This is a genomic window from Micromonospora sp. NPDC049801 (assembly GCF_040656575.1).
Lineage (GTDB): Bacteria > Actinomycetota > Actinomycetes > Mycobacteriales > Micromonosporaceae > Micromonospora.
This window is the reverse complement of sequence record NZ_JBFAMS010000004.1, coordinates 387,432-411,391: the sequence shown is the minus strand read 5'-3', so window position 1 is coordinate 411,391 and position 23,960 is coordinate 387,432. Positions and strand designations below refer to the sequence as shown.

Here is a 23,960-nt window from a genome sequence, read left to right as displayed (position 1 = left end):
CCGTTCCCACCCCGCGTCGACGCGGGTGGGACCGTGTGGGTAACCCACCACGACGGTGCCAGCCCACCCGTGTTCACACTCACCAGCGTCGGCGCCGAGGGCTCGGTGCTGCATGAAGTCACCCCGCAGCAGGAGCCGGGCGAGCACCTGGGAGCTGCCGTTCGGATGCCGGACGGCTTCTGCGTCCTGTGGCTACCGACCGCGCCACGCCAGCGGCTTCCCCAAGGCCGCACTGCGCGCCTGGCTCGCCTCAGCGACACCGGCAGCACCATGTGGTCCACGCCCCTGCCCCTCGAGACGGTCTCCTTCTCCGGCGTCGTCGAAGCCGGCGTAGCGACCGGATGGCACGTCCAGCCCAAGAAAGAGTGGAGACCATCAACCCTGGAGGCGGATCACTGGCAACCGCTGCTCGTGGCCGGCGATCGCATTCTCGCTGGGATCAGTGACGGAGGCAGCGGCATCGGGAGGTGCACCATCCTCGACACCGAGACCGGAAACATCATCTCCACCACAGAGCCCGGCCCCTACCATCACAAGGCCATCGCCGGCCACGGCCGTTTCCTCGTCGGCGCCCAGGGCTACGGGGCGTTCTCCAGCACCCTCTACGGCCCTGACGGCCAGCCAATCCACACGTGGCCCAGCCACGGCCAGATGCTCATCGACCAGCACGGCACGATCCGTGGCCCGGAATCGGAGAACAGGCTGCCGTCCCGGTCGCAGTTCCGGGTTCTCAACCCCGACGGATCAATGGACGACGGCCCGCCTCTGTCCGGCTACTACACCAGCTATCCCGCGCTCGACGCCAACGGCGCCGCAGTGTTCTGGCGCGACGGCAAGCTCCTGGCCGTCGACGCGAACCTGGACCAGCACGAACTGTTCCGGCGCACCGATGACGACCGAACCGTCATGAGCAGAACCCTCCTCCTCCAGGACGCAACCGTCGCTTTCGCACTCGGCAACGAGCTGCTCATCTTCGGCGACACCGGCCTGGCACCGCTCGCCGCCGGCCCATGGCCCTGCGCCGACGGCAACATCCACGGAAACCCCGTCATCCCAACGCTGGCACCTCCCACCATCTGAACACCCACTCGACGAACCGCTCCCGACACCTACTCGTTCGGGCCCGCTGGAGATGTCAGCCTGCCTGTTCCCGGTCGTCGATAAGGCCGCCATGTCGACCTGCGGGTGTTCCTGGTAAATGCGGTAATCAAAGATGTTGGCCATGAGCCACGAGCACCACACCTTTCACAACCCTCCATCGGCAACGCCCGACGATGTGCGGAAGGCTCTCGACCGCAACGACATCGCCGGGGCCACGGATGCCATGGTCGGATCGGCGTTGTACGGCGACGGCGATTGGAGAGCCTCGCAGGAGCTCTACCTAACCCTGCTCGATCACCCCGACCACCAGGTGCAGGCGCTCGCGGCCACCTGCCTCGGGCACCTCGCGAGGGTCTACGGTCAACTCGACCAAGATCGTGTAGTGCCCGCACTCCGCCACGTACGCGCCAGACCTCACGTCAGGGGGACCGCCGGTAACGCGTTGGAGGACATAGAGACCTTCTTGCATCCTCGGCGTGCGCGCTGGCGTGGGCGCCTCTGGCGACTTGTACGACCGGGAACCTGGTTCTGACGCAGTCCGGCGCAGCGGTCTTCAGCAGTCGCGAGCCGGGTGCAGGCAGGACGTGCACGCTCAGTGGTTTGCCGCCGATCGGTCGGCCGCGCGTCGATCTCTATCCGCAGTGAATGGCAGTCGAGGCCGTGCGGGGAATCGAACCCCGGTGCGCGGTTTTGCAGACCGCTCCCTGACCACTCGGGCACACGACCAGGATGCCCACGGAAGGATTCGAACCTCCGCCAACCCGGCTCCGGAAGCCGGTGCTCTATCCGCTGAGCTACGTGGGCATGCGTGGGAGTCGAGAGATTCGAACTGCGCCCGTGTGGGCGCAGGGGACCGGCTGCGCGATGACGGCCGGGCCGGTTTCACGGCTGCGGCGAACGGAGGCCCAGAACAGGCATGTGGCCAAGGATCCGTGTGCATGCGGTGCACCCAAGTCCCATAAGGCCAAGCTGCGTCGATCCGGGACGTACGAGAGCAAGCCGATCGTGAGCGTGCCCGACCTGGCGCGACTGGCCTGGATCGCCGGGCTCATCGAGGGTGAGGGCGCCTTCGTTCGAAGGCGGTCCGGAGGAGGGGTGGTTCGCGTTCAGATGACCGACCTTGACGTGATCGAGACGCTGACCGAGCACCTTCCGTTCGCTCCGCGGGTCTGGTCGTACTCGCCCACGGTGGCTCACCACAAGCCGTCATGGATCCCCAGTGTCCAGCGGCGGCGCAGCAGCGCAATTGGCCGCCTGATCTCTGTGCGCGCCCCTGGACTTGAACCAGGCGTGCCGTAAGGCGCCCGTTTTACAGACGGGGGAGCGACCAGCCGCTCACGACGCGCTTGGGGTGACTGAGCGGAATCGAACCGCCATCACCGGGACCACAACCCGGCGCTCTACCGTTGAGCTACAGCCACAACTGCGGCCCGGAGGCCAGTGCCCGTACCTGGACTCGAACCAGGGCGACCCGGTGTGTGGGACCGGTGCTCTGCCGCTGAGCTACACGGGCGTGGCTCCCCCGCCTGGACTCGAACCAAGATCAGCCGGTTAACAGCCGGCCGCTCTACCTTTGAGCTACAGGGGAATGGCAGCGCGGACGGGACTCGAACCCGCAACGTGTCCCGGGTGAAAGCCGGGCGACTCTTCCATTCGTCCACCGCGCCAGGTGGGTTGCGTGCCGCGAGCTGGAATCGAACCAGCGACCTACGCCTTGTCGAGGCGCTGCTCTCCCGCTGAGCTACCGCGGCGGGAGCGGGGGCGGGATTCGAACCCGCGTTACTCCGGCTTATGAGGCCGGCGAGGACAACCGAACTCCTCCACCCCGCAGTGCCGCCCGAGGGAATCGAACCCCCGCAGTCCGGAGTAAAAGTCCGGAGCCCGGCCATCAGGCGCGAGCGGCTTGTGTACGTGCCCCGGGCAGGATTCGAACCTGCGACGACCCGGCTTAGGAAGCCAGCGCTCTATCCGCTGAGCTACTGGGGCAAATACGTGCGCCGGGAGGGAATCGAACCCCCGTCTTCGGATTAAGAGTCCGTAGCTAAACCAACTCAGCTACCGGCGCATGGCGGTGAGGGGGAGGACCCCACGCCTAAGATATTATGTATGGGTGACAAGTCAGCCCAGATGCGTTACCTGCGGCAAGCCTTACTGGTCAGCCGACCGGCGGCGTGAATGCGAGCCGTGCCGCTACCAGCGTCTGAAGCTGAGGTGGCGGTGCGCGTGTGGCGCACCGATGGACCGCAAGTCAGTGCGGTGCGCGACCTGCACACGCGAGCGGCCAGCCCCGCAGGAGCTACGCGCAGATCAGCGAGCATGGCTAGCCGGGCTCTTGGAAGGCGAAGGGACCTTCTTGGTGAAGGAAGGTGCACCCCGCGTACGGGTCCAAATGACGGACCGAGACGTAATCAGCGACGCCCACCAGATGACCGGGGTCGGCACGGTCAATGCGTACACGCCGAGGAACCGCGCGCATAAGCCTTCGTGGTACTGGACCGTCAACGCGCATCACCACACGGCTTGGCTCGTCGCGGAACTTGCACCGCTACTCGGTCACCGCCGCCGTTCGGCTGCCATCGGCCTCTGGTCGGCCGGAGGGCAGCCGGTTGACACCTTCCCCGCCCGGCGGGAGTTGACGCTCGCCGAAGGCATCCCGTGGGTCGCCGGCATCGTGGAAGGGGAGGGCTGCATCAGCGTCTCCGCCCGAGCTGGCGAGACGGTGATCTACATCGCCAACGACTCCGCCGTGCCGATCGTGGACATCACCTTTCACGCCTTCTACCAGGAAGCTTTCTGGTCGAGCAGGATCTCTGGCGGAATGAGATGGTCCGCGATCGGCTGGCTCGCCAGAGGACCGGCCATAGTGCACCCTTCTCAAACGTTGGCGCTGAAGCTGAAGCACCTGAGGATGCACGGGGTGGAGGAGCCAATCAAAGGGCTACCCGAACTTACGCTCCTACACATGCGCTACGAGGCGCGGGCGGAGGCGCGGAGGGTGGCAAGCTTCCGTCGCGTCAAAAAGGCCCCGACGAAACTCCGCATGATCGGTGTTGGTGGGCTAGAGCGATGCGATGGGCAGTACCTGAAGTCGGGATAGCCGGATTCAAACCGACGGCCCCCTGACCCCCAGTCAGGCGCGCTATCAAACTGCGCCATATCCCGTAAGTGCCCCCGAGACGATTCGAACGTCCGGCCTCCTGATCCGTAAACAGGCGCTCTATCCGCTGAGCTACGGGGGCGAGCCTTACTGCGTGCCGACGCCCGGATTTGAACCGGGGGCCCCCGACTTATCAGGTCGGTGCTCTCACCAGGCTGAGCTACGACGGCTTGGCGAAGGGTGAGAGATTCGAACTCCCGGCGGTGTGACCCGCTCCGCGCTAGCAACGCGGCGCCATCGACCAGACTCGGCCAACCCTTCATGCGCGCCAACGACGGGGATCGAACCCGCGGCCCCCCGATCGACAGTCGGGTGCTCTCACCACTGAGCTACGTCGGCATGGTGGACCCGACAGGACTCGAACCTGCCACCTCCGCTGTGCGAAAGCGGCGCTCTACCAGATGAGCTACGAGCCCATGCGTACCCGGGGCGGGAGTCGAACCCGCAGAATCTCCGCAGTCTGAGTGCGGCGGCTTTGCCAGTTTGCCCACCCGGGCAGGTGGTGTTGCGTGCCGACGCCCGGTGTCGAACCGGGGCCACAATTGGTAGGATCAGGTGTGGCACATTCCAATCCCGAGGACCGAAAGCGATACGCGCAGGCCCACTACGCTGCCAACAAGTCAGCCTACAAGGCCCGCGCTGTTGCGTTCAATAAGAAGAACCGCGAGAAGTTAGCGGCTCTCGTCAGGCGGGCCAAAAGCAAGCCATGCGCCGACTGCAATGTGCAGTACCCCCCTTATGTGATGCAGTTCGATCACGTGCGCGGCGAAAAGAGCTTCAATATCGGCGAGTTCGCCGGTCGCAACATCTCCATCGCTCGGATGCTGGCTGAGATGGACTTGTGCGAGGTGGTGTGCGCGAACTGCCACGCCGAGCGCACTCACCGGCGCGGACGACCTCCCCAGCAGGAGTTGCCGCAGAGGAGTCCGATCAACGAAGCCCTCACGCTGTTCTGAGAGTGCCGACGGCGGGAGTCGAGCCCGCGGCCTTCCGGTTATGAGCCGGATGCTCTGACCACCTGAGCTACGTCGGCGAGAGAGCCACCGCCCGGACTTGAACCGGGTGCCTACGTCTTACGAGGACGTCGCTCTGCCAGGTGAGCTACGGCGGCAAGGTGTGGAGCCGGCGACCGGGATCGAACCGGCGCGCGTCGCCTTACAAGGGCGCTGCTCTGGCCTCTGAGCTACGCCGGCATGGTGCCCTCGACAGGATTCGAACCTGCCCTTTACGGCCCCTCAGACCGTCGCCTCTACCGCTGGGCTACGAGGGCATCGAGCTGGGAGCAGAGGATTCGAACCTCTACGCGCTGGGTCAGAGCCAGCGATGCTGCCGGTTACATCAGCTCCCATCGCGGCCGGCGGGGTGATGGCCCGCCGGCCGGGTCAGCGCTGCGCCAGCGACCCCCACGCGGGCACGAGCGGGCTGATGCGAAGCACCATGCCGGCCTCGGCCGGGGTCCGGTCGCCCTTGGCCTGGTTGCAGGGCGCGCACGCGCTGACGGTGTTCCGCCAGGTGTTCTGCCCACCCCGCGAGCGGGGCAGGATGTGGTCGACCGTGGCGGCCGGACCGGAGCAGTAGCCGCACTGCCGGTTGTCGCGGGCCAGGACACCACCCTTGGACCAGGCGGGGCCCTTCGTATACCGCCACCGGGTGACGACGTACCGCACCAGGCGGACGACCTTCGGCATGGGGAACACGCCGAGGGTCCGGTCGGGTTCGGCTTCGTGGATCTCGGCGACCCGCCGGCACAGCATCCGGATCGCGTGGGCGACCGTGACCCGGTGAAGGGGCCCAAGGTCGGCGTTGATGACGAGTACGGCGTCCACCAGGTCCCTCCTTCGGGTCGTGGGTGGTTGGACGGATTTGACAGATGATCTGTCGATTGAGAGCGGCTGGCCGGATTCGAACCGGCGATCTTCTCCTTGGCAAGGAGACGCGCTACCGACTGCGCTACAACCGCGTGGAGCCACCGGCGCGAATTGAACGCGCGGCCTTCCCCGTACCAGGGGGACGCTCTCCCAATCTGAGCTACGGCGGCATGGGTGCCTCTCCCACAATGGGCGGGAACGTACCTGTCGCCCCGGAGGCGATTGAGCCCGCTGTGCCGGGTCAGCCGGCCGTACGGTTTCACCGTGGTCACAACGAGGCGTTGCGTGCCCTGCGGCGGACTCGAACCGCCACCAACACCGGGTTTGAGCCGGCGACCTTCCACGCTGACTCGGGGAGCTGCCCCGCGTCGGCCGTCAGCCAGGCTGCGCAACCCGGCCTCCGGATTCGCGGCGTCCGCCGCCCCACTCCCTGCCCCGTCGAGCGGTACCGGGGACTCGAACCCCGCCAACCTGCTTGGAAGGCAGGCGCTCTACCAGATGAGCTAGTACCGCGAGATCGTGCGTAGGCCGTGTCGGGCTCGAACCGACGATCTCCTGGCTGAGAACCAGGTGAGCTTTGCCATCAGCTCCAACGGCCCATCCAGCCGGCGGGGGCCGGGAGCCTCGCCCCGGGAGGTCCCCCACCAACGTGCCCACCCCCCGACTTGAATGGGGTCCTCGGGGGCTTCACGCCCGTGCGCTGCCAGTCACGCCAGGTGGGCAAGTTCTTGCGGGTGTGCCCACGTATTCGCGGCACACCGTGTGCGTGGAGTCGGAGGGGTTCGAACCCCCGGCCTTCGGTCTGCCAGACCGATGCTCTACCGGCTGAGCTACAACCCCATGGTCCGGGACCGGGGTGTCGAACCCCGTGTCTCTCGCTCCCAAAGCGAGCGGGTCAGCCGTCTCCCTCGTCCCGGATGTAATGCCCCCGGCCGGCCCGTGCAGGCGCCGGCCGGGGTCTTGCTCATGCCATTCACTGTGGAATTAAGAATCAACAACGCCGCCGACCGAAGCCGGGACGAAAGCAGGGGCGACAGGACTCGAACCTGCGACCTTCGGTTTTGGAGACCGGTGCTCTACCAGTTGAGCTACGCCCCTATGAAGTTGTTCCGGTAACGAAAAAGCCGCCCTGTCCCGGTCGGGGTGGGCGGCTTCGCAGCTTGCGCTGACGCTATTCGCGCCGCCACCCCGGCTTCCAGTTCTGCTCACTCGCGCACAGATCGTGAGCCCGCCCGATCGGGAGCAGCACGACACCGCCGCGCGGCATGAGCCGCGTGGTTTCGGTGTAGGCGTACTGCGACACGGGGAACTCCTCTGGTGGATCGGTTTGACCTTGCTCATTCAAGGTAGGCGCGCTGCCCGTGGTTGGCAACGGATATTCCGAAGCCACATTCACGTACCCCACAGCCGGCAGTGATCAGTCGTTCGGGTGAGCATCCAATGAGGACGACGTGTACGCGACCGGCAACGCCGGCTGACACCGATCGCAGCGGCGGTAGTTCAGGACGCAGGCAGGGGTGGGTGCCACTGGCCGCCGATCGGTGCCGTTGAACCTTGGTCAGCCCTTGACGGAGGGCCGAGGCGCTAACGGATGGTGAAGGTCAGCGGGTTTGAGATGCCGAGGCCGCCGTGGGAATCGTGGACCCGCACGGTGAAGGTGGACGACGTGCCGGCCGCCAGGGCCGTCTGGAACTGGTAGCGCTGTCCGCTGTTGGTCGGCGTCACGGCCAGCCGGGTTGCGCCGAGGTAGAGCTCCACCCGGCTGACGAGGTCCCCGGGATCGGTGTCGGCGACGTCGGCGACCAGCGTGACGGTCGTCGGCTCGAGGAAGTAGGTCTGCCCGCCGGGGGTGCTCATCGCCACCGCCGGCGGGTGGTTGGTGCCGGTGGACGGCGGCGTCACGACCGTGACCAGCAACGGCGGCGCAGCGCCAGACAGCGACTGGTCGGTGCCGGCCGAGACGTACAGCACGAAGGTGGTGCTGGTGCCGGGCTCCCCGATCGGTGGTGTCCACAGCGCCTCGTACCGGTCACCGGTCGTCCTCACCCCCTGGGCCACCGTGACGCCGTCCACCCGGAACGACACCGAGGTGATGCCGTGTCCGCCTCCCACGGTCGCGGTCGCCGCCAGCGGGACGGTTCCCGGTGTGGTGTACACCGCGCCGGCGGTCGGGCTGAGCCAGGTGACGATCGCTGGGTAGTCAGCGACCGGCGGTGGGGTCGTCCGGGTCGGCGTCATGCTGGGCAGGACGCCGCCGGTGCACGTGACGCCGTTGAGCGTGAACGACTCCGGTATGCGGTTGCTGCCCGACCAGGCGCCAACGAAACCGATGTTCGCGGAGCCATTGGTGCCCAGGGTCGCGTTCCAGCTCAGATTGGTCGCGCTGACCTGCTGGCCCGCCTGGGCCCAGGTGGCGCTCCAGGTTTGCGTGAGCCGCTGGTCGACTGCAGGGAACGCGAACCGCAGCGTCCACCCGTTGACTGGGTCACCCAAGTTGGTGACCGCGATGTCGGCGTGAAAGCCTCCGGTCCACTGGCTGGTGACGACGTAGTTCACCCGACACCCGGCCGCCGCGTTCGCCGCACTGGCGTGTGAGATCGCGGCCATCATCGCGACCACGGCAACAGCGATGGCGGCCACAGCAGTCAGCGACTTCCGCATGGCACACCTCGCCGCAGATAGTTGAACGTAAATGAATATGTCGACTGTCCTGCTGCTCCACCTTCCTGTCAAGGCACGCACGGCAGTCCTGCCGCCGGCAGGACAGGTCGTAGTCCGGGGTCCGACGGGATCCACTTGTGCGAGCCGTCGCTGTGGTCGAACTTCCCGTCGCCGGGCCGCAGGCTGCTCACCGCAGCCAGCCGAGGAAGCGTCTGTGCAGCGCACCCGCCGGCACCCAGCTCAGGTCCTGGGAGGCCCGCACCAGCTGGGCACCGAGGTAGATTGCCAGGGAGATCGGAGCGTCGTCGAACTCGGCGCGCAGCTCGCGCTGCCGTGTGCGGCAGGGCCAGGGCGCAGCGCAGCCGCCGCAACTCCAGATCGGCAGCACCGGGCCGTGCGTGGTCATGCGCGGCCTGCGAGCAGCGCCGCCGCCAGGGACCGCGCCCGCCGACTGGTCCCCGAGGCCATCTGCCAGCATGGGTACGTGGTCACGGTCGCTGCCCTGCAACGGCGGCGGCCAGGACGTCGACGCTGACCAACACCTCGAAGCACCACGGGACGGCGCAGTCGGCCGTGGACCAGCTGCAGTCCGGGCCGTGGCCGTACACCCACGCGAACCGCGGGTCGTGGGACTCGTGGACCTTGACGATGACGATGGTGTGGTGCGTCTGGCCCTCGATGCCGGGGCTGGACTGCCACTCGCCGGGCCGCACCGACACCCGCGCGCCGGGCTCGGGCATCTGCCGGCCGCTCACCGGACCGACCCGTCGGGGCGGCTGGCGCGGTGGTGCGCCTGCGTCACGGTCCGGGCGCTGGCCAGGAGTTGCCGCTTGGCCGCTTCCTGCTCGACGGCCTGAATACGCTGGCCGGTGCCGGGCGGAACGGGCGGCGCGGCGGGCGTGAGCAGCCGCCGCAGCCTCTGGACGATGTGCACGGTGTCGCCTCCCCAGGTCAGGGGCGCGACGATCTTCGCGACGACGCTACAGTTGATCCGCGCCCGACTTAGTAATCAGGGACGCTATGTACGACCACGCAACGCGATGGGGACAGACCGTCCCCCTGGCACGGCTACCCCTCGACGCCGATGGCGAGTGCCAGCTCGCGCGCGTCCTCTCCGACAGTCCCGGGACGCGAGGACAGCTCGAATGCCGCGCTCCGCGAATACGGGTTGTGCCGCACCGTGTCGACGCTCTCGCGCAGCGCGCGGCCGAGCAGGTGCACAGCGGCTACTTCCTCGCGGCGCAGCAGGTGCGCGCGAGCCGCGTCGATCAGGTGACCAGCGCGGCGGGTACGCGAGGGAAGCGCGCTGTAGTTCGTCGAGTCGGCTCGCCGAACAGCCTCCCCCGCGTGGCACAGGTCCGTCTCCAACGTCACCGCGTACGCAGCGCAGGCGGCCGAACCGAACATGAGCCACGGGTGGGCGTAGCCGGCTCCAAGGCGTCCAGCGGCAGCGTCAGCGGCATCCCACGCGCGCCACGCCTGCCCGGCGCGGCCGGCCTTCGCGTGACCGAGCGCGCGCCCCAGTTGAAGCTGGGCCCAGCGCGCGTACGGCTCTGCTCCCGCTTCCCTGTCAACGAACCGCTCGGCATCGACGAGCACCAGCTCGGCCGCGTCGACTTGGTTCGCCGACCGGTAGACGTGCGCGTAGTACCACGCCGCCGCCGCGATCGCGTTCGGGTCGTCGGCGTCCTGCGCGGCGCCCATGGCGCGGTCAGCGGCCAGCCACACCAGTTCTGGGTAAGGCTGGTGAGCGACGTACAACTGCGCCAGGTGGTAGACGCGTGCCAGCTCGGCCAGCGCCGCCCGCCGGTCGGTGCCTTCGAGTCGTCTGACCGAGCGGCGGGCGTCGTCGAGCAGGCCGGGCAACACCACGGCCACGGCGGTCCGTTCGGTGCTGGACTGGTGCCACAGCGTCCACGCCTGGTTGACCAGACCGCGCAGGACGCCTACGGGCGTCGGCTCCCCGGCAGGCACCGTGGTGCGCTGCATGGCGGCGGCGACGTTGTCGACCCCCGGGTGCCCGGCCCGGGTCACCGACGCGACCGGCAGGGACTGGTCGCCGGTCAGCTCGGCCAGGTCCGAGACGTCGAGGACCTCGGCCAGGCGCAGCAGCATGGGCAGGCGCGGCGTGAGCAGCCGCCCGGACTCCAACGCCTTGACCCAGTCGGCGCTTCGACCGACCAGGCCACCGAGAACAACGCGCGTTTTGCCCGCTCGTTCGCGGTGGGCGCGTAGGCGGGCACCGAATGACGTTGGCTCGGTCATGGCCGCTCCCAGGTAGAGGACTGGGCGGCGGCACCGCCGGCCTCTACACCAGCGGGGCCGCCATGTCCGACCGTACCGCAGCAGTGGCAGCCTGAGGTTGCCTGCGGTATTCAGGGCACCGGGGTACCCCCCACTGTGGGTGGCCGCTTAACTGCGGCCTCGGGCGGCTCTCCGCGCTCGGCAGCCGGCCGCTGCCCTCGTCCTGGCCGGTTGCTGTCAGCCTTGCTGGCGGCGCTATCGATGCGCAGGGCTTGGGAGCCCCGACATCGCCGGGGCTCCCCGGACTCGGCCCGGCTCGAACGGGCTGCCACCCTCTCCACCTTGCGGGCGTGGTCATCCGGAGCCACCACGCCTTGAGCGAGGACAGCCGGATTCAACCAGGTGACCAGGCGACGTGCTCGGACAGCAACGCTTAACTGGGCGGACGCTTCGTTTTCCCTCCAACGGCGGCCCGCAATTAGTCGTGACCGACTCATGGGTGACTCATGATCTCTGCTACGGGACAGCGAAAAGCCGGCTGGACTGTGTCCAACCGGCTTCTGACCTGCAGAAACTGAGAGTGGGCGATGCTGGTATCGAACCAGCGACCTCTTCGGTGTGAACGAAGCGCTCTCCCACTGAGCTAATCGCCCTCAGCGCCGTTGACTCTACCCGATCGTGGAACCAGACCAAAAATCCGGGGTCAGCGCGCCGCGAGGTACTGCCTCGCCTCGGCCACCACGTCGATGCCGAGGCTGAGCTTGAGGGAGAGCCAGACCACCGCCGCGACGAAGACCAGGCCGACGGCACCGAGGACGAAGCGCAGCGGCAGTGACTGCCGTCTCACCCAGCGTGTCCAGCCGTGAACGTGTCGGCGGGTGAAGCCGAGCAGTCGGCGGGCCCAGTGGAATTCGACGGCCCAGATGCCGAGGCCGGCGATGACCAGCAGCCAGCCGGGGCCGGGCAGCGGGATGAGGGCGATGCCGATGGTGACCACCAGCGCGCCGGCGATCGCGATGAAGATCTTGAGGGCGATCCGGCCGGTGGGGTTGGCCCGGATCAGGTCGAGCGTGGTGGAGATCCGCTGTCGCCAGTGCGGGCGGCGCGGCGGCTCGCCGACGACGAGGACGCCACCGGGGCGGCCCGGCTCGGGCGTCGACCGTCCGGGTCGCTCGGGCTGCTCCATCGGCACGTCGTACCCCCGCTTTTCGGCTGCTCGGACCGCGACGTTCGGCGGGCCCGGCGCGGTCACCGGATCCACTGAGGATCGGTTCGTGACCATTTCACCCCCCAGTGTCGCTCGGGCCCGTCACTGCAACGGCCGACTGGACGTTACCGGAGTAAGTCGACGACTGAGCCACCCGACGCCGGGCGGCATCACGCACTGGGCAGAACCGGAAATCCTACATGAATGTTCACATTCACGAGGCGCTTCCGTCCCCCTTCCCACCACTGGGTGAAGTCAGCGTATGGCGGAGCGTAGCCAGGAGTAGCACCTGAGTATGGGAAAAGCGGGACACGCGCGTTCCGCAGCGGTGCCGGGGGGAGAACGTCCATGAGTGTCATCCGACCGACGACCGTAGAGGTCGAGACGTCGCTAAGGCTCGTCGCGCCTGACGCCACCGCCTTGCCGGTGCGTGCCAGTCTGCGTTACGACCCTGCTGACCCGTATGCGGTCCATGTCCTGTTCCACGCCGAATCGGCCGGTGGGGAGGCGGTGAGCTGGTCGTTCGCTCGCGAACTGCTGGTCACCGGCCTGGACGAGCCGGCCGGCATCGGGGATGTGCGGGTCTGGCCCTGGGCCACACCGCGCGGCGACTTCGTCGCGCTGGCCCTCTCGTCACCGGATGGCAACGCCCTCTTCGAGGTGCCGCGCAGCGTCCTGGTGCGATTCCTTCGACGCACGTACGTGGTCGTCCCGCGCGGTCGTGAGGCCGAGCACCTGGACGTCGACACTGCGGTGAACCGGCTGCTCGCCGGCCGCTGACGCACGAGCAACACCGGGGCCGCGCGGATCTGCCGAGTCCGCGCGGCCCCGGCACACCCACCCCCAGGGGGTACGACCACAGCCCGACCCGGGTCGGCCCGTGCTCAGCCGTGCGTGGTGATGCCGCCGTCGACGGGGATGACCGCGCCGGTCAGGTACGCGCCGGCCCGCGACGACAGGTAGATGGCGGTGCCGGCCATGTCCTCGGGGCGGCCGATGCGGCCTAGCGGCACCTGCTGCTCGATGGCGGACCGGCTGGCCGGGTCGTCGAGGGCGAACGCCATCATCTTGCTCTCGAACGGGCCGGGCGCGATCGCGTTGACGGTGATCTGCTCACCGGCGAGCTGGTGGGCGAGGCTGCGGGTGAGCATGTGCACGGCGGCCTTGGTGGCCGAGTAGGCGTACACCTCCATGAACGGCACCCGGATGCCGTCGATGGACCCGATGTTGATCACGCGGGCCGGGTCGTCGGCGCTGGCGGCGGCGCGCAGCGCCGGCAGCAGCGCAGTGGTGAGCCGGAAGACGGCCTTGACGTTGACCGCCCAGAGCTTGTCGAACGCGGCCTCCGGGTAGCTCTCCAGCGGCGCGCCCCAGGTGGCGCCGGCGTTGTTGACCAGCACGTCGAGGCGGTCGACGTGCTCGCGGACGGCGGCGGCGAGGGCCTGCGCGCCGTCGTCGGCGCTCAGGTCGGCGGGGATGGCCTCGCACCGGCCCTCGGCGGAGAGTTCGTTGGCGACCTGCTCGCAGACGTCCGCCTTGCGGGACGAGATGATCACGCGGGCGCCGGCGCGGACGAAGCCCTGGGCGATCATCAGCCCGATTCCCCGGGACCCGCCGGTGACCAGGACCGTCTTGTCTTCGACCGAGAACAGCTCCGTCATAGGAATCCCATCGCGAGTCGGCGTCTTGCGTCGTCCGGCGAGCGGCCGGTGGGGCGCCGGGCGGACCGGGACCGGACGGCGCTACCGCCGGGTAACGTAGCCCGGCCGTGGGGACCACGACAAGCCACGACGTCGCCGCGTACCCCGGTCGGGATGCGGTGACCTGCGGTTCGGGCTACCGTCGCAGGCGATGGTCTCCACCGATCCCTCCCCCGCGCCATCGATCGGAACGGCATCACCCGTACCCGACGAGATCTCCACGTTCGCGCTGGCCGACCTGGCCGGTGACCCCGGCTGGCGGCGGCCGGTGTTCGTCGAACAGGAGCTGCTGATCCTCACCACCCGCGGCCACGGCGACGCCGAGCTGGATTTCCACCTCCTGCCGTGCCGACCCGGCACGCTGCTGCGGGTCCACGCCGGTCAGGTGCTGCGCTGCGCCGGCCCCCAGTTCGACGCGTCGGTGGTCGGCTGGACCGCCGACGCCCTGCACGGCCTGGCCGTCGACGTGGACGCGGCGTCGACCTGGCGGCAGTTGGCCGGCGAGGACGAGGACGCGGTGATCAACGAGGTGAGCCAGTTGGCGGTGGACTGCCAGCGGCACGGCGACGGCCCGGCCGGCCGCGCGCTGCTGCGGCACCAGCTCGCCGTGCTGCTGCTGCGGTTGGCGCTGCCCGACGCGGACCCGGCCGGGCAGCGTAACGAGGCCGAGACGTTCCAGCGGTTCGCCCGGGAGGTGGAGCACGGCTACCAGGTGTCCCGGCGGGTCGAGGACTACGCCGCCGCGCTCGGCTGCTCGGTGCGTACCCTGACCCGGGCCTGCCTGGCCGTCACCGGCCGCAGCGCCAAGCAGGTCATCGACGAGCGGGTGGCGTTGCAGGCCGCCCGGCTGCTCGCGGCGAGCGACGAACCGATCGCGCAGATCGGCCGGGGGCTCGGCTTCTCCGAGCCGACCAACTTCGGCCGGTTCTTCACCCGGGAGATCGGGGTCAGCCCTGGGGCGTTCCGGGCCGCCCGCGACCAGCCGGCCGGCGGCCGGGTCGTCCGACCCCGACCACCGGTCGAGCCGACCGGCGCCAACAGCGGACGGTTCCGCTCCGGCGCACCCGGTAACTCGGGCCGGCCCGGTGGCCCGGGTATCCCGAGCGGGCGGGCATGATGACGGGGTGCAGATCTCCGCGCGCGGCGACTACGCGGTACGTGCGGCGCTGAGCCTCGCGACCGCGTACCCCTCGCTGCTGTCCACCCAGGCCATCGCGGCGGAGCAGGACATGCCCCGCAAGTTCCTGGAGGCGGTCCTGGCGGATCTGCGCCGGGCCGGGATCGTCCGCGCCCAACGCGGCGCGGAGGGCGGTTACACCCTGGCCCGTCCGCCTCGCGAGGTGACCGTCGGCGCGGTGTTGCGCGCGGTGGAGGGCCCGCTCGCGGGCGTACGCGGCCTGCGCCCGGAGGAGACCCGCTACGAGGGCTCGGCGGAGAACCTGCCCGGCCTGTGGGTGGCGGTGCGCGCCGCGGTGCGGCGGGTGGTCGACGAGGTGAGCCTCGCCGAGATCGTCAGTGGTCGACTGCCCGCGCACGTTCGCAAGCTCACCGCGCTGCCCGACGCGTGGGAGCCACGCTGACGCCTCACAGGGCACGCACCACCTCGTCGGTGTCGAGTCGGGGCAGCCGGTCGCCCCAGGCGTCCGGACCCGGGTGCGGGCCGCCCGGAACAGCAGGTCCTAAGCGGCCCGATCCAACACGAGCGGGTCGGCCGTGACGGGCCTGCTCACCCGCCGGCCGGCGTGGTGTAGCCGCCCCGGTGGTGCACCAGCGGCGGACCGTCGTCGCCGTCGCCCAGGGCGAGCGGTTCGGCGATGACCAGGGTGTGGTCGCCGACCGGGACGCGGTGCACCACCCGGCAGAACAGTCGGGCCAGCACCCCGGTCAGCAGTGGCACCCCGAACGGCCCGGCCGTCCAGTCCGGATAGGCGGCGAACCGGTCGATGCCGCTGGTGGCGAAGACGGCGGCCGCCTCCCGCTGCCCGGCGGCGAGCAGGTGGACCGCGACGTGTTCGGCACGGGCCAGCACCGGCCAGCTCGACGACTCGGTGCCGAGGCAGAACGAGACGAGCGGCGGTTCCAGTGAGACCGAGGTGAACGAGGTGGCGGTGAACCCGGCCCGGATCGGTTGGCCGATCCCGCCCAGGCAGGCCGGGTCGGTGGACCGGGCCACGGCGGTGACCACGGTGACGCTGGTGGCCTGCCGGCGCAGCAGCGCGCGGAACAGGTCCCGGTCCACCGGTCGCAGGTCGGTCGCGTCCGTCGTCGGACGCTCCATGGTGGTCACGTCGGCACCGGGGCCGGCGCGGCGTGGGCGATGAGGGGAAGCTCAGTCCGCGACAACATGAAACCCATGCTGCCGACGGCGCGAACGCCCGGTCAACGGTCTTCCACAAGATGAGACTTGCATCGCTGACGATGTTACGGAGCGCCTTTAGCAGCGTTTACCGCAGCGCAACACCCATCTAGTGGATAGGAATTCCCGTGTCGTGGCGGCGCACGGTCCACCCGGGACGACGAGGGGGTTTCGGAATTCGCCCGTCCGGGAATATTCGATCCCAACACGGCAGGGAACGATTGACGAGGGGAGTGCTCCGATGGGCCTCATGTTTCGCAAGCGCAAGAAGATCGGTCCGCTGATCCTGAACTTCACCGAGAACGGTTTCTCCTCGTGGAGCATCAAGATCGGGCGTTGGTCCTGGAACTCGAAGGCCCGGGCACACCGCGTCGACCTGCCGGGACCACTGTCCTGGAAGCAGGACAAGGCCCGGTCGTAACGACCGGGAGTCGAGCGGGGCGCCGGTGATTCACCGGCGCCCCGCTCGGCGTCTCCGCCCCGACCCCGCGCCCTCCATCTCGTCGATCTTGCACTTTCGGTCGACGTTCTGCGCGGGAACGTCCCTTGTGCCGCCGCAGCAAGTGCAAGATCGCGGGGGTCTCAGGGGGTTGGAGTGATGAGTTCGTCGCCGGCCAGGCGACCGGACTCGCGGTCTCGGGCTACCTTGCCCTCGGCGAGGAGGGTGGTGAGGGCCTGGTTGGCGTCGGTGGCGCGGTAGACCGTCGCGGTGAGGGTGTGCCGGCGCAGCTCGGTGACCGGGCGCGGTCCGTTGCGGCGCAGTTCGGCCAGCAACTCCCGGGCCAACGGTTCCCGGTCCGGGTCTTCGGTCACGTCGACGGGTGTGCCCGTCGGGTCGGCCGGATCGCGGTAGCGCACCCCGAGGCCGGCGCCGACCGTCCAGAGCGCGTCGCGGACCGCCTCCAGGCTCCGGTCCGACCGGCTCCCGAACGCGATCACGCCGGCCGCCTCGTCGTCCCCGTCGGCGGAAGCGTCGCCCACTCCCCCGTCCGCCTCCACCACCGGTGCCACCTCGGCGACCAGCGGAAAGCCGGCGAGGCCGAGGGCCGGGCGGGCGCTGGTGGTGGCGTGCAGCAGCACTTCGCCGTTGCGGCCGTTGGCGCAGGCGCGCAACACCTCGGCGTGCGCCGGGCCGGACAGGTCGACGAAGCAGAACAGCGGCGCCCCGGCCGCAGCGGCCGCCTTCAGCGCCACCGGAAGCCGGGCGGGGCCGCCGGGCAGCAGGTGCACGGTCACCTCGGGAGGCAACTCCGCCTCGACCGGTCCGAGCCGGGCCGGCAGGTCGCTGGCCTCGTCGGCCAGCGCCAAAATGGTCACCTGCCGGCCGCGTACCTGCGTGGCGTGACCGACGACCGCCCGTAGCGCCGCCTCCGCGCCACCGCCGTCGGCGCCGGCCCAGGCCAGCGCGACGGTCACGCGGCGGGAGCGGTGCAGGGCGACGGGCAACCAGGTCGCCAGGTGGCGGACCAGGAGTTCGCGGAGGACGTCGGCGGTCCGGTTGGTTGGCACCGGTCCGTTCTACCCCATGGCCGTTCAAGCCGGGACGGAGATCCCCACGCCGCCGCGCGTCTGCCCGCCGTAGCGCTGCCGCTCGGCGGCCAGGTCGAGCCGGCCGATCCGCTTGCGGGCGGCCAACGTGGCGTCGTCGAGCAGGTCGGCCGGGACCAGCCAGACCACCTCGAACTCCAGCCCGTCCGGGTCCTGCCCGTAGAGGCTCTTGGTGGTGCCGTGGTCGGACGTGCCGGCCAGCGCCCCGGCGGCGGCGAGCCGCTCGGCGGTGGCGGCCAGTTCGTCGAGGGTGTCGACCTCCCACGCCAGGTGGTAGAGCCCGACGGTGGCCCGGCCGGCGGTCGAGCGCCCGGCGCCCGCGCCGATCTCGAACAGGCCGAGGTCGTGGTCGTTGGTGGAGTCGGGAGCCTGGAGGAACGTCGCGCCCCGGAAACCGTCCGGGGTCATCGCGACCGGGGTGAAGCCCAGCACGTCGCGGTAGAAGGCGACGCTGCGGGCGAGGTCACTGACGTAGAGAACCGCGTGGTTGAGCCGGTGGATACCCATGACCCCACTCTAGCGCCGTTTGGTTGAGCGTTCAACCATCGGGAGTATGATGGCCGTCATGACCCGCTGGCTTAACCCCGACGAGCAGCGCACCTGGCGGGCGTTCCTCGCCTCCTCCCGAGCGTTGATGGACACGCTCGACCGTGAGCTGCAACGCGATGCCGGAATGCCGCACGCCTACTACGAGATCCTGGTCCGGCTCTCCGAGGCGCCCGGTCGGCAACTGCGGATGAGCGAGCTGGCCGAGGCGGCCGGGTCGTCGCGCAGCCGCCTCTCGCACGCGGTGGCCCGCCTGGAGGAGGCCGGCTGGGTGCGCCGCGAGGACTGCCCCACCGACCGGCGCGGGCAGATCGCGGTGCTCACCGACGACGGTTTCGCCACCCTCGCCGCCGCCGCGCCCGGCCACGTCGACGGCGTACGCCGGCACCTCTTCGACGCGCTGAGCCCCGCCCAGGTCGACCAGTTACGCCGAATCAGCGAGACGTTGGCCGAGCACCTGAGCAGATCCTGACCGATCGACACCGGCGCGGGTCTTGTACTTACCGTCGTCGGATGAGCACGATGGGGCGTGTCCTCCGGCTTCGACGAGTTGACTGACCAGGCGCACCACCTCGTGTCCGCTGGCGACATCGCCGGTGCCCAACGGCTGCTCTCCGACGCGCTCACCGACGCCGACCCCCGCCCGGCCAACGCCACGCCGGAGCTGGCCGAGGCGGCCAGCCTGCAGGCGCGGGTGCTCGTCGCCCTCGGCGAGCCCCACTCCGCCCGTGGCTGGGCCGCCTTCGCGTACGCGGCCACGACCCGGTTGCACGGCCGCTCCGACCCCCGCACGGTGGCCGCCGCCGCGACCCTGGCCGCCGTGCTGCACCGGGTGGGCAGTCACTCCCGGGCCGCCCGGCTGTACCAGGACGTGATCATCGAGCTGACCGCGCAGGACGGTCCCGAGTCACTGCGGGTGCTGGCCGCACACGCCGACCTGGCCACCGTCGAGTACGCCCGGGGCCAGTGCACGGTCGCCCGCGACCGTCTCCAGGACGCCTGGGAGCTGCACCGCGAGGTGTACGGCGACGGCCACCCCAGCGGCATCAAGATGTTGGCCCGGCTCGGCTCGATGCAGCGCGACTGCGGGCAGTTCGCCGAGGCGCACGACAACCTCGCGCTGGCCCGCGAGCTGTGCCGGCAGCATCTGAGCACCGACGATCCGCTGGCCCTGCAGGTGGCGGCGCTGGCCCGGGCAGCCGCCAACCCCGACCACGTCTGCGCCGACGACACGTCCGCCGTCCGGGACGCACCGGTGGTGCCGGCCGCGCGCACGCCGCCGCCGCAGCCCGATCCGCCGCTCGATGCCGCCTACTACCCGCCGGCCCCGCAGGCCGCTGCTCCCGCCGGCCGTACCGACGAGGGCCTGGCTGGTTCCGGAGTCTCCAGCGGCGGCCCGGTACCGAACCCACGGGTACCGGCCGACGAGCCGGACGGCTCCCCCGACTTCCGCTGGCCGCCGGCCGACGAGCCGGAGGGATCGTCGGAGGTCCGCTGGCCGCCAACCGACGAACCGAACTTCCGCTGGCCGCCGGACCCGGCGGACGATCCCGTCCCGCAGCCCACCGCCGCGCCGGTGCCCCCGTCGGTGGCCGGGTTCACGGGCGGCACCGAAGAGTCGTCCGGCGTGTACCGGCTGTACCGACCCGGCGCGTCGGCCGAACCGGACCGACCGTCGGCGTCGCTGACGCCGTACACGCCGTCGCGGCTGCTGCCGGTGCCCGTGCACCGGGCGCCGGCAGCGGCACGCAACAAACTGGTGCCGGTGCTGGTGGCCGGCGTGGTCGTGGTGCTGCTGGGCACGGCGGCGGTGATCGCCGGCGTGGCCCGCGTCGGCGACGACCCGAAGTCCGGGCCGGCACCGAGCGCCGGCCCGAGCGGCACGGCCGCGCCCCCGACCACCGGCGCCCCGACCACCGGCACGACCGCGCCGGCCGCCGTGCCGGGCACCCCGCCCGGCACGGTGTCGCTGCGCGACAACCGGGACAACATCGCCCTGCGCTGGACGTACCCGGCCGGCGGTGAGGGACCGGTCATCGTCTCCGCCGGCCGGGCCGGGCAGGAGAAGACCGCGATCGCCACGCTGCCCGCCGGCACCGACAGCTACATCGTGTACGCGCTGAACCGCGCCAACGACTACTGCTTCACCGTCGCGGTCGTCTGGTCCACCGACACCGTGGCGAGCGCCAACCAGGTCTGCACCCGCCGCCGCTGACGTCCGCCGTACTCAGGGTCGGGCAACGGTCGGTGCCGGCGTCGCCGGGAGCAGCAGGCGTACCCGTAGGCCGTGCGGGCCGTCGGCGTCGGCCAGGGTGATGGTGCCGCCCGCGCGGCGGACCAGCTCCCACACGATGGCGAGGCCGAGGCCGGCGCCGCCGTGGTCGCGGCCCCGGCCGTCGTCCAACCTCGTGAACCGGTCGAAGACGCGGCCGCGGTCGGCCGCCGCGATCCCCGGGCCGTCGTCGGTCACCGTCACCAGGTGGTACGCGGTCTCGTGCGGCTCGACCGCGAGGACGACGCTGCTCCGCGCGTGCCGGACCGCGTTGTCGACGAGGTTGGCCAGCACCCGCCGTAGCTCGGCCTCGTTCCCGGCCGTCCACAGCGGGCCCGGCGACGGCTCCACCCGCACCGGCGGCGACGGATACCGGGCGGCGACCTCGCCCACCAGCGCCGCCAGATCGACCGGGCCGGTGCCCCGCGACGCCGGCATCTCGTCCAGGCGGGCCAGCAGCAGCAGGTCGTCGACCAGCCGGCTCAACCGCTCGGTGTCGGCGAGCAGGTTGGCGGTCACCGCCGTCCAGTCCGTCCGGTCGGCGAGCCGCTGGGCCACCTCCAACTCGGTCCGGATGTTGGCCAGCGGGCTCCGCAGCTCGTGCGCGGCATCGGAGACGAAGGCCCGCTGCCGGGCTCGGGCCGACTCCAACCGGCCCAGCATCCCGTTCAGGGTCACCGCCAGCCGGTGGATCTCGTCGGCGGAGGCGGGCACCGGAAGTCGACCGGCGCCGGCCCGACCGGTGATCTCCTCGGCGCCGCGTCGCAGGGCCTCCACCGGACGCAACGTCGCGCCGACCACCCGCCACGCCACCCCGGCCAGGACCACCACCAGCAGCGGGAACGCCACCAGCAGGATGGTCCGCACCACGTGCGTGCTCTGCCGCACATCGGCCATCGAGCGGGCGACCAGCACGGTGAGCGGATCGGCCGACGTGCCGGCGGGTACGGCGACCACCCGGACCGGTCCGCGAAGCCCGACCCGCTCGGCGGGAACGTCCAGGCGTTGACGGTGGCCGGCGTCCAACCACTCGGGGCGGGCCATCGGGACCAGCCGGTCCGCGTCGATCGAGGCCGCCCGGACCCGCCCCTGCGCGTCGATCACCTGGACCCGGACCTGCCCGCCAGCCACCGGCAGCGGGTCGGGCAGCGCGTTCTCGGCGGCGAGCAGGGCGACCGCGTCGGCGGTCCGGAACGCCTCGGTGTCCACGTTGCGTTGGAGCACGAAACGGAGCGCGCCGAGCAGCACCACCCCGCCGAGGGCGAGACCGATGGTGAGGCCGAACACGCCGAGCGCCAGGAGGCGGCCCCGCAGCCCCAGGCCGTGCAGGCCCCGACGGGGCGACCAGCCGCGCGGCGGGCCGGCGGAGGTCACGTCGCCAGCCGGTAGCCGGCGCCCCGGATGGTCTCCAGCCGATCCCGGCCGAGCTTGCGACGCAGGTAGCCGACGTACACCTCGACCACGTTGGGCGCCGTCTCCAGGCTGGCGTCCCACACGTGGTCCAGTAGCTCGATCTTGGAAATGACCTGGCCGGGACGGCGCATCAGATAGTCCAGCAGGGCGTACTCGCGCGCCGTCAACGTCACCTCGGCGTCGGCCCGGGTCACCCGCCGACGGGCCGGATCGAGCCGCAGGTCGCCGACCGCCAGCACGGCGGGGCGCTCCGGCGCTCCCCGGCGCAGCAGCGCCCGCAGGCGGGCCAGCAGCACCACGTACGAGAAGGGCTTGGTCAGGTAGTCGTCGGCGCCGCAGTCCAGGCCGTCGGCCTGGTCGTACTCGCCGTCCTTGGCGGACAGCATCAGCACCGGCAACCAGTGCTGCTCGGCGCGCAGCCGGCGCACCACCTCGTAGCCGGAGAGGCCGGGCAGCATGACGTCGAGGATCATCGCGTCGTACCCACCGTGGCGTGCCGCGTCCAGGCCTTCGGGGCCGGTCGCCGCCACGTCGACCGCGAACCCCTCGGCCTGCAGGCCGCGTTGCAGGGCAGCCGCCAGCCGGGCCTCGTCCTCCACCACCAACAACCGCACACCTCAAGGGTGCCACCCGGGTCACAACTCGCGGTTCGGCGTCCTCAGCGCGTTCACAGCGCCGACCGGGCAGGATGTCGGGCAGGAGGTGTGCACCATGTCGATCCTGAGAAGTCGTCCCGTCCTGCGGTGGCTGGTCCCGGTGGCCGCCGGCGTCGCCGTCATCGGTGGCGGCGCCGCCGTCGGCACGTTCGCCGCCGAGGCCGAGCCGAGCCTGCCGCCGCGTACCGCCGCCCAGCTCCTGGTGGACCTCCAGACCTCCTCCCTGGAGGGGTTGTCCGGCACGGTCGTGCAACGCGCCGACCTCGGCCTGCCGCCGCTCGTCGGGCTGGTGCCCGGCAACGACCTGACTGCCCTGCTCAGCGGCACACACACCCTGCGGGTGTGGTACTCCGGCCCGGATCGGCAGCGCGTCGCGCTGGTGGACACGCTCGGCCAGCGGGACATCATCCGCAACGGTCGGGACGTGTGGACCTGGGAGAGCCGCGGCAACACCGCCCGCCACCGCGCCCTGGGCGACTCGAAGGGCGCCGCGAAGCCCGAGGTGACGCCGAGCCTGCCGGCCACTCCCCGGGAGGCCGCCGACCTGGCGTTGAGCGCGATCGATCCGAGCACCGAGGTCAGCGTCGGCCGCTCGGCCACCGTCGCCGGGCGGGACGCCTACGAGCTGGTGCTCGCGCCGCGTGACCGTGACTCGCTGGTGCACCAGCTCCGGATCGCCATCGACGCGAAGCAGCACGTGCCGCTGCGCTTCGAGGTGCTCGCCTCCGGCAGCGACCAGCCGGCCTTCGAGATGGCGTTCACCCAGGTCGACTACCGCCGCCCCGACGCCGACCAGTTCGCCTTCAACCCGCCTCCCGGGGTGAGCGTCACCGAGGAGACCGCCGAGCGGCCGACCGCCGGCCGGCCGGCACACGTCGCGCCGGGTAAGGACCCCCAGGTGCGCACGGTCGGCGACGGCTGGACCACCGTCCTGGTCGCCCGCCTCGACGCCGCCGCGGGCCAGAAGCCGGCCAACGCCGCCCCGGGCCAGAAGCCGGCCGACGCCGCGCCGGACGCCGACCTGTCGAAGCTGCTCGGTGGCCTGCCGGCGGTCAGCGGCGACTGGGGCAGCGGGCGGCTGCTCACCGGCAAGCTGTTCAGCGTGCTGCTCACCGACGACGGGCGGGTGCTCGCCGGAGCGGTCACCCCCCAGCGGCTCTACCAGGTGGCGCGCGGCTGATCTCCGCACACTCCCTACGCCGGGTCGACCACACGGTCGGCCCGGCGTACC

The 23,960-nt window shown here is 70.7% G+C and carries 25 protein-coding genes and 31 tRNA genes; 11 read left to right on the top strand and 45 right to left on the bottom strand.

Translation table 11 applies throughout. The features are described 5' to 3' along the window. Window positions 1–69: 69 nt before the first annotated feature. Window positions 70–1,080, top strand: coding sequence for a hypothetical protein (locus AB0I89_RS10265; protein WP_357123163.1), 1,011 nt, complete (start codon window positions 70–72; stop codon window positions 1,078–1,080). Between the two features lie 142 nt (window positions 1,081–1,222). Continuing rightward, complete coding sequence (locus AB0I89_RS10260) at window positions 1,223–1,633, top strand: hypothetical protein (protein ID WP_357123160.1); 411 nt, start codon at window positions 1,223–1,225, stop codon at window positions 1,631–1,633. Between the two features lie 123 nt (window positions 1,634–1,756). Here AB0I89_RS10260 and AB0I89_RS10255 read toward each other — a convergent pair. The 11 genes from AB0I89_RS10255 to AB0I89_RS10205 form a co-directional block, all read right to left on the bottom strand. After that, window positions 1,757–1,827, bottom strand: a tRNA-Cys gene (locus AB0I89_RS10255). 4 nt (window positions 1,828–1,831) lie between these two features. Beyond that, window positions 1,832–1,905 (bottom strand) — tRNA-Arg (locus AB0I89_RS10250). 543 nt (window positions 1,906–2,448) lie between these two features. Continuing rightward, window positions 2,449–2,522, bottom strand: a tRNA-His gene (locus AB0I89_RS10245). Window positions 2,523–2,542: 20 nt separating this feature from the next. Beyond that, a tRNA-Val gene (locus AB0I89_RS10240) sits at window positions 2,543–2,614 on the bottom strand. A 1-nt stretch (window position 2,615) separates the two neighbouring features. Further along, window positions 2,616–2,689: transfer RNA gene (locus AB0I89_RS10235), tRNA-Asn, on the bottom strand. Between the two features lies 1 nt (window position 2,690). Then, a tRNA-Glu gene (locus AB0I89_RS10230) sits at window positions 2,691–2,768 on the bottom strand. Between the two features lie 12 nt (window positions 2,769–2,780). Continuing rightward, window positions 2,781–2,852, bottom strand: a tRNA-Val gene (locus tag AB0I89_RS10225). A 2-nt stretch (window positions 2,853–2,854) separates the two neighbouring features. Further along, window positions 2,855–2,931 (bottom strand) — tRNA-Met (locus AB0I89_RS10220). A gap of 1 nt (window position 2,932) precedes the next feature. Beyond that, window positions 2,933–3,004, bottom strand: a tRNA-Lys gene (locus AB0I89_RS10215). 9 nt (window positions 3,005–3,013) lie between these two features. Continuing rightward, a tRNA-Arg gene (locus AB0I89_RS10210) sits at window positions 3,014–3,087 on the bottom strand. Between the two features lie 7 nt (window positions 3,088–3,094). After that, window positions 3,095–3,166, bottom strand: a tRNA-Lys gene (locus AB0I89_RS10205). A gap of 324 nt (window positions 3,167–3,490) precedes the next feature. On the opposite strand from AB0I89_RS10205, the gene AB0I89_RS10200 reads away from it, so the two are divergent. After that, the gene (locus AB0I89_RS10200; RefSeq protein WP_357123157.1) at window positions 3,491–4,198 is read left to right on the top strand and encodes a hypothetical protein; all 708 of its coding nucleotides are present in this window, start codon (window positions 3,491–3,493) and stop codon (window positions 4,196–4,198) included. Here AB0I89_RS10200 and AB0I89_RS10195 read toward each other — a convergent pair. The 7 genes from AB0I89_RS10195 to AB0I89_RS10165 form a co-directional block, all read right to left on the bottom strand. Continuing rightward, window positions 4,190–4,263, bottom strand: a tRNA-Pro gene (locus AB0I89_RS10195). The genes AB0I89_RS10200 and AB0I89_RS10195 overlap by 9 nt on opposite strands. A 4-nt stretch (window positions 4,264–4,267) precedes the next feature. Next, window positions 4,268–4,340 (bottom strand) — tRNA-Arg (locus AB0I89_RS10190). Window positions 4,341–4,353: 13 nt separating this feature from the next. Next, window positions 4,354–4,428 (bottom strand) — tRNA-Ile (locus AB0I89_RS10185). A gap of 1 nt (window position 4,429) precedes the next feature. After that, window positions 4,430–4,519, bottom strand: a tRNA-Ser gene (locus AB0I89_RS10180). A 5-nt stretch (window positions 4,520–4,524) separates the two neighbouring features. Continuing rightward, a tRNA-Asp gene (locus AB0I89_RS10175) sits at window positions 4,525–4,597 on the bottom strand. A gap of 1 nt (window position 4,598) precedes the next feature. Then, window positions 4,599–4,674: transfer RNA gene (locus AB0I89_RS10170), tRNA-Ala, on the bottom strand. Window positions 4,675–4,679: 5 nt separating this feature from the next. Further along, window positions 4,680–4,755 (bottom strand) — tRNA-Leu (locus AB0I89_RS10165). Between the two features lie 60 nt (window positions 4,756–4,815). On the opposite strand from AB0I89_RS10165, the gene AB0I89_RS10160 reads away from it, so the two are divergent. Further along, window positions 4,816–5,214 carry a hypothetical protein gene (locus AB0I89_RS10160; protein WP_357123154.1) on the top strand — a complete coding sequence of 133 codons (399 nt, stop codon included), beginning with the start codon at window positions 4,816–4,818 and terminating at the stop codon, window positions 5,212–5,214. A gap of 3 nt (window positions 5,215–5,217) precedes the next feature. On the opposite strand, the gene AB0I89_RS10155 is transcribed toward AB0I89_RS10160, so the two are convergent. From AB0I89_RS10155 to AB0I89_RS10055, 21 genes are all read right to left on the bottom strand, one after another. Beyond that, window positions 5,218–5,291: transfer RNA gene (locus tag AB0I89_RS10155), tRNA-Ile, on the bottom strand. A gap of 5 nt (window positions 5,292–5,296) precedes the next feature. Beyond that, window positions 5,297–5,369: transfer RNA gene (locus AB0I89_RS10150), tRNA-Thr, on the bottom strand. Window positions 5,370–5,375: 6 nt separating this feature from the next. Then, a tRNA-Thr gene (locus tag AB0I89_RS10145) sits at window positions 5,376–5,451 on the bottom strand. A gap of 1 nt (window position 5,452) precedes the next feature. Continuing rightward, a tRNA-Leu gene (locus tag AB0I89_RS10140) sits at window positions 5,453–5,528 on the bottom strand. Between the two features lie 6 nt (window positions 5,529–5,534). Continuing rightward, window positions 5,535–5,606, bottom strand: a tRNA-Gln gene (locus AB0I89_RS10135). 34 nt (window positions 5,607–5,640) lie between these two features. Next, complete coding sequence (locus AB0I89_RS10130) at window positions 5,641–6,084, bottom strand: HNH endonuclease (protein ID WP_357123151.1); 444 nt, start codon at window positions 6,082–6,084, stop codon at window positions 5,641–5,643. A gap of 61 nt (window positions 6,085–6,145) precedes the next feature. Further along, window positions 6,146–6,218, bottom strand: a tRNA-Gly gene (locus tag AB0I89_RS10125). Between the two features lies 1 nt (window position 6,219). Further along, a tRNA-Thr gene (locus tag AB0I89_RS10120) sits at window positions 6,220–6,296 on the bottom strand. A 271-nt stretch (window positions 6,297–6,567) separates the two neighbouring features. Continuing rightward, a tRNA-Gly gene (locus AB0I89_RS10115) sits at window positions 6,568–6,639 on the bottom strand. 11 nt (window positions 6,640–6,650) lie between these two features. Next, window positions 6,651–6,725 (bottom strand) — tRNA-Glu (locus AB0I89_RS10110). A gap of 168 nt (window positions 6,726–6,893) precedes the next feature. Next, a tRNA-Ala gene (locus AB0I89_RS10105) sits at window positions 6,894–6,966 on the bottom strand. Between the two features lies 1 nt (window position 6,967). Beyond that, a tRNA-Pro gene (locus tag AB0I89_RS10100) sits at window positions 6,968–7,043 on the bottom strand. A 108-nt stretch (window positions 7,044–7,151) separates the two neighbouring features. Next, window positions 7,152–7,224: transfer RNA gene (locus AB0I89_RS10095), tRNA-Trp, on the bottom strand. Between the two features lie 73 nt (window positions 7,225–7,297). Then, a complete protein-coding gene (locus AB0I89_RS10090) occupies window positions 7,298–7,429 on the bottom strand; it encodes a hypothetical protein (protein ID WP_357123148.1) in 132 nt (43 codons plus the stop codon). A gap of 281 nt (window positions 7,430–7,710) precedes the next feature. Beyond that, window positions 7,711–8,787 (bottom strand): cellulose binding domain-containing protein, encoded by a 1,077-nt coding sequence (locus tag AB0I89_RS10085; protein WP_357123145.1) that lies wholly within the window; start codon window positions 8,785–8,787, stop codon window positions 7,711–7,713. Window positions 8,788–8,974: 187 nt separating this feature from the next. Then, window positions 8,975–9,193: a hypothetical protein gene (locus tag AB0I89_RS10080; protein ID WP_357123142.1), complete on the bottom strand. Its 219-nt coding sequence runs from the start codon at window positions 9,191–9,193 to the stop codon at window positions 8,975–8,977. 82 nt (window positions 9,194–9,275) lie between these two features. Then, a complete protein-coding gene (locus AB0I89_RS10075; protein ID WP_357123139.1) occupies window positions 9,276–9,542 on the bottom strand; it encodes a hypothetical protein in 267 nt (88 codons plus the stop codon). After that, on the bottom strand, window positions 9,539–9,721 hold the full coding sequence (locus AB0I89_RS10070; protein WP_357123135.1) for a hypothetical protein: 183 nt from the start codon (window positions 9,719–9,721) through the stop codon (window positions 9,539–9,541). The genes AB0I89_RS10075 and AB0I89_RS10070 overlap by 4 nt, the downstream gene beginning before the upstream one ends. Window positions 9,722–9,855: 134 nt before the next feature. Beyond that, window positions 9,856–11,052 (bottom strand): helix-turn-helix transcriptional regulator, encoded by a 1,197-nt coding sequence (locus tag AB0I89_RS10065; protein ID WP_357123132.1) that lies wholly within the window; start codon window positions 11,050–11,052, stop codon window positions 9,856–9,858. A 560-nt stretch (window positions 11,053–11,612) separates the two neighbouring features. Further along, window positions 11,613–11,684: transfer RNA gene (locus AB0I89_RS10060), tRNA-Val, on the bottom strand. A gap of 50 nt (window positions 11,685–11,734) precedes the next feature. Then, window positions 11,735–12,313, bottom strand: coding sequence for a TIGR02611 family protein (locus AB0I89_RS10055; RefSeq protein ID WP_357123129.1), 579 nt, complete (start codon window positions 12,311–12,313; stop codon window positions 11,735–11,737). Between the two features lie 273 nt (window positions 12,314–12,586). Here AB0I89_RS10055 and AB0I89_RS10050 point away from each other — a divergent pair, with 273 nt between their 5' ends. After that, on the top strand, window positions 12,587–13,018 hold the full coding sequence (locus AB0I89_RS10050) for an SsgA family sporulation/cell division regulator (RefSeq protein WP_007457244.1): 432 nt from the start codon (window positions 12,587–12,589) through the stop codon (window positions 13,016–13,018). Window positions 13,019–13,122: 104 nt separating this feature from the next. Here AB0I89_RS10050 and AB0I89_RS10045 read toward each other — a convergent pair whose 3' ends face one another. Continuing rightward, entirely contained in the window at window positions 13,123–13,899 is a 777-nt protein-coding gene (locus tag AB0I89_RS10045; protein ID WP_357123126.1) for a glucose 1-dehydrogenase, read from the bottom strand. Window positions 13,900–14,089: 190 nt separating this feature from the next. Between AB0I89_RS10045 and AB0I89_RS10040 the strand changes: the two genes are divergently transcribed. Together AB0I89_RS10040 and AB0I89_RS10035 are read left to right on the top strand one after the other, a co-directional pair. Further along, window positions 14,090–15,055 (top strand): helix-turn-helix domain-containing protein, encoded by a 966-nt coding sequence (locus AB0I89_RS10040; RefSeq protein WP_357123123.1) that lies wholly within the window; start codon window positions 14,090–14,092, stop codon window positions 15,053–15,055. A gap of 7 nt (window positions 15,056–15,062) precedes the next feature. Continuing rightward, on the top strand, window positions 15,063–15,518 hold the full coding sequence (locus AB0I89_RS10035) for an Rrf2 family transcriptional regulator (RefSeq protein ID WP_030333674.1): 456 nt from the start codon (window positions 15,063–15,065) through the stop codon (window positions 15,516–15,518). Between the two features lie 146 nt (window positions 15,519–15,664). Here AB0I89_RS10035 and AB0I89_RS10030 read toward each other — a convergent pair whose 3' ends face one another. Next, window positions 15,665–16,216: a flavin reductase family protein gene (locus tag AB0I89_RS10030; RefSeq protein ID WP_357123416.1), complete on the bottom strand. Its 552-nt coding sequence runs from the start codon at window positions 16,214–16,216 to the stop codon at window positions 15,665–15,667. A 319-nt stretch (window positions 16,217–16,535) separates the two neighbouring features. Between AB0I89_RS10030 and AB0I89_RS10025 the strand changes: the two genes are divergently transcribed. Further along, on the top strand, window positions 16,536–16,715 hold the full coding sequence (locus tag AB0I89_RS10025; RefSeq protein ID WP_355051826.1) for a DUF4236 domain-containing protein: 180 nt from the start codon (window positions 16,536–16,538) through the stop codon (window positions 16,713–16,715). 161 nt (window positions 16,716–16,876) lie between these two features. Here AB0I89_RS10025 and AB0I89_RS10020 read toward each other — a convergent pair whose 3' ends face one another. Both AB0I89_RS10020 and AB0I89_RS10015 read right to left on the bottom strand, forming a co-directional pair. Continuing rightward, window positions 16,877–17,803 (bottom strand): hypothetical protein, encoded by a 927-nt coding sequence (locus AB0I89_RS10020; protein ID WP_357123118.1) that lies wholly within the window; start codon window positions 17,801–17,803, stop codon window positions 16,877–16,879. Between the two features lie 24 nt (window positions 17,804–17,827). After that, window positions 17,828–18,349 carry a VOC family protein gene (locus AB0I89_RS10015; RefSeq protein WP_357123116.1) on the bottom strand — a complete coding sequence of 174 codons (522 nt, stop codon included), beginning with the start codon at window positions 18,347–18,349 and terminating at the stop codon, window positions 17,828–17,830. 49 nt (window positions 18,350–18,398) lie between these two features. On the opposite strand from AB0I89_RS10015, the gene AB0I89_RS10010 reads away from it, so the two are divergent. Further along, the gene (locus tag AB0I89_RS10010; RefSeq protein ID WP_357123413.1) at window positions 18,399–18,860 is read left to right on the top strand and encodes a MarR family transcriptional regulator; all 462 of its coding nucleotides are present in this window, start codon (window positions 18,399–18,401) and stop codon (window positions 18,858–18,860) included. Between the two features lie 57 nt (window positions 18,861–18,917). Further along, window positions 18,918–20,603 (top strand): tetratricopeptide repeat protein, encoded by a 1,686-nt coding sequence (locus tag AB0I89_RS10005; protein ID WP_357123112.1) that lies wholly within the window; start codon window positions 18,918–18,920, stop codon window positions 20,601–20,603. 12 nt (window positions 20,604–20,615) lie between these two features. Here AB0I89_RS10005 and AB0I89_RS10000 read toward each other — a convergent pair whose 3' ends face one another. Continuing rightward, window positions 20,616–21,959: an ATP-binding protein gene (locus AB0I89_RS10000; protein WP_357123410.1), complete on the bottom strand. Its 1,344-nt coding sequence runs from the start codon at window positions 21,957–21,959 to the stop codon at window positions 20,616–20,618. A 71-nt stretch (window positions 21,960–22,030) separates the two neighbouring features. Further along, window positions 22,031–22,687, bottom strand: coding sequence for a response regulator transcription factor (locus AB0I89_RS09995; protein WP_355051822.1), 657 nt, complete (start codon window positions 22,685–22,687; stop codon window positions 22,031–22,033). A gap of 97 nt (window positions 22,688–22,784) precedes the next feature. On the opposite strand from AB0I89_RS09995, the gene AB0I89_RS09990 reads away from it, so the two are divergent. Continuing rightward, window positions 22,785–23,909 (top strand): sigma-E factor regulatory protein RseB domain-containing protein, encoded by a 1,125-nt coding sequence (locus AB0I89_RS09990; protein ID WP_357123108.1) that lies wholly within the window; start codon window positions 22,785–22,787, stop codon window positions 23,907–23,909. Window positions 23,910–23,960: the final 51 nt, after the last annotated feature.

Coding starts and splice junctions, on each gene's coding strand:
- AB0I89_RS10040 (WP_357123123.1), top strand. CDS start 14,090: ATGGTCTCCACCGATCCCTCCCCCGCGCCATCGATCGGAACGGCATCA.
- AB0I89_RS10045 (WP_357123126.1), bottom strand. CDS start 13,899: ATGACGGAGCTGTTCTCGGTCGAAGACAAGACGGTCCTGGTCACCGGC.
- AB0I89_RS10030 (WP_357123416.1), bottom strand. CDS start 16,216: ATGGAGCGTCCGACGACGGACGCGACCGACCTGCGACCGGTGGACCGG.
- AB0I89_RS10085 (WP_357123145.1), bottom strand. CDS start 8,787: ATGCGGAAGTCGCTGACTGCTGTGGCCGCCATCGCTGTTGCCGTGGTC.
- AB0I89_RS10260 (WP_357123160.1), top strand. CDS start 1,223: ATGAGCCACGAGCACCACACCTTTCACAACCCTCCATCGGCAACGCCC.
- AB0I89_RS10055 (WP_357123129.1), bottom strand. CDS start 12,313: ATGGTCACGAACCGATCCTCAGTGGATCCGGTGACCGCGCCGGGCCCG.
- AB0I89_RS10065 (WP_357123132.1), bottom strand. CDS start 11,052: ATGACCGAGCCAACGTCATTCGGTGCCCGCCTACGCGCCCACCGCGAA.
- AB0I89_RS10200 (WP_357123157.1), top strand. CDS start 3,491: ATGACGGACCGAGACGTAATCAGCGACGCCCACCAGATGACCGGGGTC.
- AB0I89_RS09990 (WP_357123108.1), top strand. CDS start 22,785: ATGTCGATCCTGAGAAGTCGTCCCGTCCTGCGGTGGCTGGTCCCGGTG.
- AB0I89_RS10025 (WP_355051826.1), top strand. CDS start 16,536: ATGGGCCTCATGTTTCGCAAGCGCAAGAAGATCGGTCCGCTGATCCTG.
- AB0I89_RS10050 (WP_007457244.1), top strand. CDS start 12,587: ATGAGTGTCATCCGACCGACGACCGTAGAGGTCGAGACGTCGCTAAGG.
- AB0I89_RS10080 (WP_357123142.1), bottom strand. CDS start 9,193: ATGACCACGCACGGCCCGGTGCTGCCGATCTGGAGTTGCGGCGGCTGC.
- AB0I89_RS10010 (WP_357123413.1), top strand. CDS start 18,399: ATGGCCGTCATGACCCGCTGGCTTAACCCCGACGAGCAGCGCACCTGG.
- AB0I89_RS10015 (WP_357123116.1), bottom strand. CDS start 18,349: ATGGGTATCCACCGGCTCAACCACGCGGTTCTCTACGTCAGTGACCTC.